The 9,152-nt window shown below is 60.0% G+C and carries 7 protein-coding genes; 5 read left to right on the top strand and 2 right to left on the bottom strand.

What is annotated here, in order from left to right:
• Positions 1–258: 258 nt before the first annotated feature.
• A complete protein-coding gene (locus KVG87_RS14700) occupies positions 259–1,752 on the bottom strand; it encodes a CoA-acylating methylmalonate-semialdehyde dehydrogenase (protein WP_071174323.1) in 1,494 nt (497 codons plus the stop codon).
• Between the two features lie 76 nt (positions 1,753–1,828).
• On the bottom strand, positions 1,829–3,178 hold the full coding sequence (gene aptA / locus KVG87_RS14695; protein ID WP_064362892.1) for an omega-aminotransferase AptA: 1,350 nt from the start codon (positions 3,176–3,178) through the stop codon (positions 1,829–1,831).
• Between the two features lie 137 nt (positions 3,179–3,315).
• Between aptA and KVG87_RS14690 the strand changes: the two genes are divergently transcribed.
• The 5 genes from KVG87_RS14690 (at position 3,316) to KVG87_RS14670 (ending at position 9,150) form a co-directional block, all read left to right on the top strand.
• On the top strand, positions 3,316–4,236 hold the full coding sequence (locus tag KVG87_RS14690; RefSeq protein WP_217851320.1) for a LysR family transcriptional regulator: 921 nt from the start codon (positions 3,316–3,318) through the stop codon (positions 4,234–4,236).
• A gap of 115 nt (positions 4,237–4,351) precedes the next feature.
• Positions 4,352–5,740, top strand: coding sequence for a uracil-xanthine permease family protein (locus KVG87_RS14685; protein WP_217851319.1), 1,389 nt, complete (start codon positions 4,352–4,354; stop codon positions 5,738–5,740).
• Positions 5,741–5,828: 88 nt separating this feature from the next.
• The gene (locus KVG87_RS14680) at positions 5,829–6,479 is read left to right on the top strand and encodes a TetR/AcrR family transcriptional regulator (RefSeq protein ID WP_016771809.1); all 651 of its coding nucleotides are present in this window, start codon (positions 5,829–5,831) and stop codon (positions 6,477–6,479) included.
• Between the two features lie 7 nt (positions 6,480–6,486).
• Positions 6,487–7,068 carry an IMPACT family protein gene (locus KVG87_RS14675; RefSeq protein WP_076565607.1) on the top strand — a complete coding sequence of 194 codons (582 nt, stop codon included), beginning with the start codon at positions 6,487–6,489 and terminating at the stop codon, positions 7,066–7,068.
• 534 nt (positions 7,069–7,602) lie between these two features.
• Entirely contained in the window at positions 7,603–9,150 is a 1,548-nt protein-coding gene (locus KVG87_RS14670) for an ABC transporter ATP-binding protein (RefSeq protein WP_217851318.1), read from the top strand.
• The last annotated feature ends 2 nt before the right edge of the window (positions 9,151–9,152 follow it).

Below are 9,152 nucleotides of genomic sequence, written 5' to 3'. Positions count from 1 at the left end.
ACCGTTAAAAGAGCTATACATCACTGCTCTCTCAACTCCCTCCAGGCCTCGATGACCTGAAGCAAGCCGCCACCGAAAACCGCTTAACTCTTTGAATTTCAAGGAGTTTTCCGTTTCGACTGCGCCGGAAGTGGGGCGAATTATAGACCTCTGGAATCTGCCGTCAACACCTATTTTCATATTTCTGTCATATCGGTCAAAAAGCCCCGAAAACGCGAAGGCCGACCTGAAAGGTCGGCCTTCTGCACATCCAGCTACTTATAAGCTAGGGAATGCGAACTGCGAAGCTTCATGGCTTGCACGCTGCGGCCAGCGCTGGGTGATTGCCTTGCGACGAGTATAGAAGCGCACGCCGTCCGGACCATACGCATGCAGGTCGCCAAACAGCGAACGCTTCCAGCCGCCGAAGCTGTGATAAGCCACTGGCACCGGCAGCGGCACGTTGACGCCGACCATGCCGACTTCAATCTCGTCGCAGAACAGCCGCGCCGCTTCGCCGTCACGGGTGAAGATGCAGGTGCCGTTGCCGTATTCGTGATCATTGATCAGTTGCATCGCCTCTTCCAGGCTGTTCACCCGCACCACGCACAGCACCGGGCCGAAGATCTCTTCTTTATAGATGCGCATCTCAGGGGTGACGTTGTCGAACAGGCAGCCACCGAGGAAGAAGCCGTCTTCATGACCGGCGACGCTCAGACCACGACCATCGACCACCAGGGTCGCGCCCGCCGCCACACCGTCATCCACATAACCGCTGACCTTGTCACGCGCCTGACCGGTAACCAACGGCCCCATGTCCAGACCGCACGAGGTACCCGCGCCGATTTTCAGCGCTTTGATCTGTGGAACCAGTTTCGCCACCAGCGCGTCGGCAACTTGATCGCCAACACACACGGCAACCGAAATCGCCATGCAGCGCTCGCCGCAAGAACCGTATGCCGCCCCCATCAAAGCGCTGACCGCGTTGTCGAGATCGGCATCCGGCATCAGTACCGCGTGGTTCTTCGCGCCGCCCAGTGCCTGCACGCGTTTGCCGCGCTTGGTGCCTTCGGCGTAGATGTATTCGGCAATCGGTGTCGAACCGACGAAGCTCAGCGCTTTGACTTCCGGCGCTTCGATCAGCGCGTCCACCGCCGTCTTGTCACCATGGACCACACTCATCACGCCTTTCGGCAAGCCCGCTTCCAGCAGCAACTGAGCGATCAGCAGCGTCGAGCTTGGATCGCGCTCGGATGGCTTGAGGATGAAGCAGTTGCCGCAGACGATCGCCAGCGGGTACATCCACAGCGGGACCATGGCCGGGAAGTTAAACGGAGTGATACCGGCAACAATCCCCAACGGCTGGAAGTCCGACCAGGCATCGATGTTCGGGCCGACGTTGCGGCTGTACTCACCCTTGAGGATTTCCGGGGCGGCGCAGGCGAACTCGACGTTCTCGATACCGCGCTTCAATTCACCGGCAGCGTCTTCCAGGGTCTTGCCGTGCTCTTCGCTGATCAGTTGCGAGATGCGCGCCTCGTTCTGCTCCAGCAGTTGCTTGAAACGGAACATCACCTGGGCGCGTTTGGCCGGTGGCGTATTACGCCACGCAGGAAACGCAGCCTTGGCGGCATCGATGGCCTTCTGAATGGTGGCCTGGCTGGCCAGTGGCAGTTTGTGAATTGCCTGACCGGTAGACGGGTTGAACACATCTACCGCGCGACCGGTTTCGGTCACCAGTTCGCCATTGATCAAATGCGGGATAACGCTCATCGAACACTCCTGAATTCTTGTGCGCAGACGCCCGCTACAGACGCCTGCTATTTGCATAGCTATATAGAAGGAAAAATCAGTCGAGCTTGTTCAGCACTTCGCCGACCGCGTCGAACAGACGATCGAGGTCTTGCGGCTTGCTGTTGAAGGTTGGGCCGAACTGCAGGGTGTCGCCGCCGAAGCGTACGTAGAACCCGGCTTTCCACAAGGCCATGCCCGCTTCGAACGGACGCACGATGGCGTCGCCGTCACGCCCGGCAATCTGGATCGCGCCGGCCAAGCCGTAGTTACGGATGTCGATGACGTTCTTCGAGCCTTTCAGGCCGTGCAACGCGTTCTCGAAATGCGGCGCGACTTCGGCGACGCTCTGCACCAGGTTTTCCTTTTGCAGCAGATCGAGTGCCGCAAGACCGGCGGCGCAGGCCACCGGGTGCGCCGAATAGGTGTAGCCATGGGGGAATTCCACGGCGTATTCCGGCGTCGGCTGGTTCATGAAGGTCTGGTAGATCTCGGAGCTGGCAATCACCGCGCCCATCGGAATCGCGCCGTTGGTGACTTGCTTGGCGATGCACATCAGGTCCGGTGTTACGCCGAAGCTCTCGGCGCCGAACATCGAACCGGTGCGACCGAATCCGGTGATCACTTCGTCAAACACCAGCAGGATGTTGTGCTGATCGCAGATCTCGCGCAGACGCTTGAGGTAACCCTGCGGCGGAACCAATACCCCGGCAGAGCCGGCCATCGGTTCAACGAACACCGCAGCGATATTGGAAGCGTCGTGCAGTTCGATCAACTTGAGCAGTTCATCGGCCAAAGCGATACCGCCCTGCTCCGGCATGCCACGGGAAAACGCATTGCTCGCCAGCAGTGTGTGCGGCAGGTGATCGACATCCATCATCGCCTGACCGAACAGCTTGCGGTTGCCGTTGACGCCGCCGAGGCTGGTGCCGGCGATGTTCACACCGTGGTAGCCACGGGCGCGGCCGATCATTTTGGTCTTGGTCGCCTGACCTTTCAGACGCCAATAGGCACGGACCATTTTCACCGCAGTATCGGCGCACTCGGAACCAGAGTCGGTGAAGAACACGTGGTTCAGATTGCCCGGGGTCAGTTCGGTGATTTTCTCTGCCAACTGGAACGACAACGGATGGCCGTACTGGAAACCCGGCGAGTAATCGAGAGTGCCCAGCTGTTTCGAAACGGCTTCCTGAATTTCCTTGCGGGTGTGCCCGGCGCCGCAGGTCCACAGACCGGACAGCGAGTCGTAGATCTTGCGGCCCTTGTCATCGAACAGCCAGCTGCCTTCGGCACCGACGATCAGACGCGGGTCGCGCTGAAAGTTGCGGTTGGCGGTGTACGGCATCCAGTGCGCGTCCAGCTTCAGTTGGCTGGCCAGTGGCGACGGCGCGTTTTCAGGCATGTTCATCGGGCAAAACCTCGCAGGGCATAAGCGTCAGAGAGATGGAAAGCGTTGTTGCAGCTAAATTGCCACGGCGATAAAGTCGGTGAAATCCAACTCTTCTAACCTTCAGTTAGATCATTGCTAAACAAAGAGAACAAAAAATGAGCAGCCGCCGCGCCGATCCGCTGGCCCAGGTCAGTGATTTTGATATTCGCCTGCTGCGGATTTTTCGCAGTGTCGTGGAGTGTGGCGGCTTCTCCGCAGCGGAAACCGTGCTCGGCATCGGCCGCTCGGCGATTAGCCAGCAGATGAGCGATCTGGAGCAGCGCCTCGGCTTGCGCTTGTGTCAGCGTGGCCGGGCCGGATTTTCCCTGACCGAGGAAGGTCGTGAGGTGTATCAGTCGGCACTACGGCTGTTGAGTGCACTGGAGAGTTTTCGCACCGAGGTCAACGGTCTGCACCAACACCTGCGCGGCGAGCTGATCATCGGCCTGACCGATAACCTCGTCACCCTGCCGCACATGCGCATCACCCACGCCCTCGCGCAATTGAAGGAACGCGGCCCGGATGTGCAGATTCAGATCCGCATGATTGCGCCGAATGAAGTCGAGCAAGGCGTGCTCGACGGGCGCCTGCACGTTGGCGTGGTACCGCAGGCCAGCGCCTTGTCGGGACTGGAATATCAGCCGTTATATAGCGAGCGTTCGCTGCTGTATTGCGCGGTGGGTCATCCGCTGTTTTATGTCGACGACAAACAACTCGATGATCAACGCCTAGACAGTCAGGACGCGATTGCGCCAACCTTTCGTTTGCCGGCGGAGATTCAGGCGCATTATCAAGCGCTCAACTGCACCGCCAGTGCCTCTGACCGTGAGGGCATGGCGTTTCTGATTCTGACCGGGCGCTATATCGGTTATCTGCCGGATCACTACGCCAGCCTTTGGGTGCAGCAGGGGCGTTTGCGTGCGCTCAAGGCCGGCACGCGTTTTTACGATTTGAGTCTGGCATCGGTCACGCGCAAGGGGCGGCGCCCTCATTTGGTGCTGGAAAGTTTCCTGGAGAGTCTGGCCGCGACGCGATAGATAAGCGCGCAGAGCCCAGCCCGGCTGGGTCTCATCGATAGAATCCAGGAATAACCTGAGCAAGTGGACAGGTTTTTGCACAGAAGGGATAACTCTCCTTCAAGAAGCCAAATCCATGCAGCCAGATTCCGATTCGTCCAGTGAACTGATCTACGGCCTCAACGACCGCCCCAAACCACTCGCCGCCATTCTCGCCGCACTGCAACACGTGCTCGCCAGTTTCGTCGGCATCATCACCCCGCCACTGGTGATCGGTTCCGCGCTCGGGCTGACCGCGCATCTACCTTACCTGATCAGCATGGCGCTGATGGTCTCGGGCGTCGGCACTTTTATCCAGGCGCGGCGACCGTTCGGCATTGGCGCGGGGATGATCTGTCTGCAAGGCACCAGTTTCGCGTTTCTCGGTGCGGTGCTGTCGGCCGGGTTTCTGGTCAAGCAGCGCGGCGGCAGCCCGGAAGATATTCTGGCGATGATTTTCGGCGTGTGCTTTTTCGGCGCAATCGTGCAGATCGTGCTCAGCCGTTTCATCGGTCAGTTGCGCCGAGTGGTCACACCGCTGGTGACCGGCATCGTCATCACGCTGATCGGCATCAGTCTGATCAAGGTCGGCATCACCGATCTCGGTGGCGGCTTCAATGCCCCGGACTTCGGCGCGCCGGGCAATCTGGCCTTGGGCGTGTTCGTGCTGCTGACAATCATTCTGCTCAACCGCTCGAACACGCCGTGGGTGCGACTGTCGGCGATCATCACCGGACTGGTGCTCGGCAGTCTCGCCGCTTGGTTCAGCGGGAAACTGGTCCCGCAGCCGTTGCCTGACTTGCCACTGGTGAGTTTTCCTACACCTTTCAAATTCGGTTTCAGCTTCGACTGGACCGCTTTCCTGCCGGTCGCGCTGATTTACCTGATCAGCACCATCGAAACCGTCGGCGACCTCACCGCCAACTGCATGCTCGCCCGCCAACCGATCAGCGGCCCTTCTTATATAAGCCGCTTGCGCGGTGGCGTGCTCGGTGATGGTGTCAGTTGCATGATCGCGGCGACTTTCAGCGCTTTCCCCAACACAACGTTCGCGCAGAACAACGGCGTGATCCAATTGACCGGCGTTGCCAGCCGCTACGTCGGTCTGTACATCGGCGCGATCCTGTTCTGCCTCGGCCTGTTCCCGATGATCGGTGCGGTGCTGCAACAAATCCCGAAACCGGTGCTGGGCGGCGCAACGCTGGTGATGTTCGGCGCTGTGGCCGCGGCGGGCGTGCGCATTCTCGCGCAGTCGCCGCTGGACCGGCGCAGCATGTTGATCATCGCCACTTCGTTCGGCGTCGGCCTCGGCATCGCCGCGCAACCGAACCTGCTGCACCTGCTGCCGAAACTGGTGCAGAACCTGTTCGACTCGGCGATCACCAGCGGCGGGTTGACGGCAATCGTCCTGTGTCTGTTGTTGCCGGAAGGCGAAACTGCTGAGACAAAAAGCCCCGCGTCATTGAACAAGATCGAACAGGCGTAACTGTTTTTCCGCGCCAGGACTTGTCGTATGCCTGTGGGTGCGCTATCAACGCAACTGGTTGCACCCACAGACAATCCCGGAAGTGCCTATGACCTTTGAAGTCCCAGCCCACGGCGGCAAACCCGCCAGCCGCATTCGTCAGAAGAACGAAGAGACCATTCTCAAAGCCGCCGAAGACGAGTTCGCCCGTCACGGGTTCAAAGGCACCAGCATGAACACCATCGCGCAGAATGCCGGGCTGCCCAAGGCCAACCTGCATTACTACTTCACCAACAAGCTCGGTTTGTATGTGGCGGTGCTGAGCAACATCATCGAGTTGTGGGACAGCACCTTCAACACCCTCACCGCCGAGGATGATCCGGCCGAAGCGCTGACCCGCTACATCCGCGCGAAGATGGAGTTCTCGCGGCGCCAGCCACAGGCCTCGCGGATCTTCGCCATGGAAGTGATCAGCGGCGGCGAATGCCTGAGCGAATATTTCAATCAGGATTACCGCACCTGGTTCACCGGGCGCGCGGCGGTGTTTCAGGCGTGGATCGATGCGGGCAAAATGGACCCGGTCGACCCGGTGCATCTGATCTTCCTGCTGTGGGGCAGCACCCAGCATTACGCCGACTTCGCCACGCAGATCTGCCGCGTCACCGGGCGCAGCAAGTTGACCAAGCAAGACATGGAAGACGCCGGCAACAACCTGATCCGCATCATTCTCAAAGGCTGCGGCCTCACTCCTTCTCTATAAGACGTTTATGCCTTTCACCCTCAGCGGTTTTTGCGAGTACCGCGAAGAGATTCGCAAAAGCCGCTTCATCACTCTGGCGACGCCGATCAGCAGCCCCGCCGATGCGCAGGCGTTTTTCGAGCAGCACAGCGATTTGAATGCCACGCACAATTGCTGGGCGTGGAAACTCGGCGCGCAATACCGCAGCACTGACGACGGCGAGCCGGGCGGCACGGCCGGGCGCCCTATTCTGGCGGCGATCGAGGCGCAGGACTGCGATCAGGTCGCGGTGCTGGTGATTCGCTGGTACGGCGGCATTCAACTGGGCACTGGCGGCTTGGCCCGGGCCTATGGCGGTGGCGCCAACAAGTGCCTGCAAGCGGCGGACAAAATCGAGCTGATCAGCCGCGTGCCGCTGAGTTGCGCCTGCGGATTTGCCGAGTTGGCGCTGGTGAAGTTGCGCGTGGCCGATCTCGGTGGATTGGTGGTGGAGGAAAACTTCACGGCCAATGGTGTTGAGTTGAAGTTGGCGGTGGGGGAAGCGCAGATCGAAGTGTTGCAGAGTCAGTTGGCGGATCTGAGCCGGGGGCGGATTTTGTTGCAGCGGTAGGCTGCGATCTTTTAGGGCATTGCTCGTTTTCCTTATTCCACAGACTTGCCCACACCTGCTGTGCACCCGACTGTGGATAACCTGAGCACACACCGCTGTAACCCTTCTGTCATGCGGCTTTGCGCGATTTGTTCAATTTTCGTTCAAATGACCCGACGAAAGGGAAATCCAGCGTAAAAACAAACAGTTACCTTCGTTTATCACCATTAGAACAAAGCATCGCAGTGCTTATGCCCAGCCTCGGCGCTTGCGCACAATTACTGTGGAGCAACCTGTGGATAAGCCGTTCATGACCGCCGCAGCCGCTGGATCTGTCTGGCTCCCAGGCAGTTGCTCGTTTTTTAACCAACTGCAAGCGGGCAAAACTGGAGCCTGTTCAATGGCTTTGCGCTGAATTGGTGCTCGAGAGAACGATAAAATGCCCGCCGATGCGCTGATGTCGGCACTTGCGGACTGGCTCCGCAAGCGTTCCTGACTCAATGGCCAGGAAATTGCTTTATCCACAGGCACAACTCCAAGTCAGTCGAGCCTGTCATGTCCATCGCCCCTTCCCCACCGCGCCTGCAGCTGCGCCAGATCAGCAAACGCTACCCCGGTTGTCTGGCCAACGACGCCATCGACCTGAGCATCGCGCCGGGTGAAATCCATGCCCTGCTCGGGGAAAACGGCGCGGGCAAAAGTACGTTGATGAAGATCATTTACGGGGTCACCCAGTGCGACAGCGGTGAAATGCTCTGGGAGGGTCAGCGCGTGCAGATCCGCAATCCGGCGCAGGCGCGGCAGTTGGGCATTGGCATGGTGTTCCAGCATTTCTCCCTGTTCGAAACCCTCAGCGTGGCGCAGAACATTGCCCTGGCGATGGGCGCGGCGGCCGGCACGCCAAAGCAACTGGAACCGAAGATTCGCGAAGTATCGCGGCGTTACGGCATGGCGCTGGAGCCGGAGCGACTTGTCCACAGCCTGTCGATCGGCGAGCGCCAGCGGGTGGAAATCATCCGTTGCCTGATGCAGGACATCCGCCTGCTGATTCTCGATGAGCCGACCTCGGTGCTGACCCCGCAAGAGGCTGACGAATTGTTCATCACCCTGCGACGCCTTGCCGATGAGGGCTGCAGCATTCTGTTTATCAGCCACAAGCTCGGTGAAGTGCGCGCCTTGTGCCACAGCGCCACGGTGCTGCGCGGCGGTCGGGTAGCCGGGCATTGCCTGCCGGCGCAATGTACGGATCAGCAACTGGCACAACTGATGGTCGGCGAAGCGGCGGGATTGATTGGCGAGTATCCGAAAGTCAGCGGTGGCGCGGCGTTTCTGCAGGTGAAGGGTTTGAGCTGGCACAACCCGGATCCGTTCGGTTGCTCGCTGACAGACATCGACCTGCAAGTGCGCAGCGGTGAAATCGTCGGCATCGCCGGGGTCGCGGGCAATGGTCAGGATGAGCTGCTCGCCCTGCTCAGTGGCGAACAGCCCTTGCCGCGCGCGCAGGCGGCGACCCTGCGCTTCGCAGATAGAAACGTCGCTGACCTGCGCCCGGATGCGCGGCGCAAACTGGGTTTGGCCTTCGTGCCGGCCGAACGCCTTGGCCACGGCGCGGTGCCGGAGTTGAGTCTGGCCGATAACGCCCTGCTCAGTGCTTTTCAGCAAGAACTGGTCAGCCACGGGTTGATTCAACGAAGCAAAGTCGAAGCCCTCGCGCAACAGATCATCCAGCGCTTCGGCGTGAAAACCCCGGACACGCAAACCGCTGCGCGCAGCCTGTCCGGCGGCAACTTGCAGAAATTCATCCTCGGCCGGGAAATTCTTCAGCAACCGAAACTGCTGATCGCCGCGCACCCGACCTGGGGCGTAGACGTCGGTGCCGCCGCCACCATCCATCGCGCCTTGATCGCCCTGCGCGATGCCGGCGCGGCGATTCTGGTGATTTCCGAAGACCTCGATGAATTGTTCCAGATCAGCGATCGCCTCGGCGCGCTGTGCGGCGGGCGTCTGTCGGCGCTGCAAGATACCGGCGCTACACAACTGAGCGATGTCGGCGCGTGGATGGCCGGCCAGTTCGATCACTCACCTCGCACCGCCTCGGTTTAACG

It is taken from the genome of Pseudomonas siliginis, from assembly GCF_019145195.1.
Classification (GTDB): Bacteria; Pseudomonadota; Gammaproteobacteria; order Pseudomonadales; family Pseudomonadaceae; genus Aquipseudomonas; species Aquipseudomonas siliginis.
Note: the sequence above shows the minus strand (reverse complement) of the source record. Positions and strands in the feature narration are given on the sequence as shown.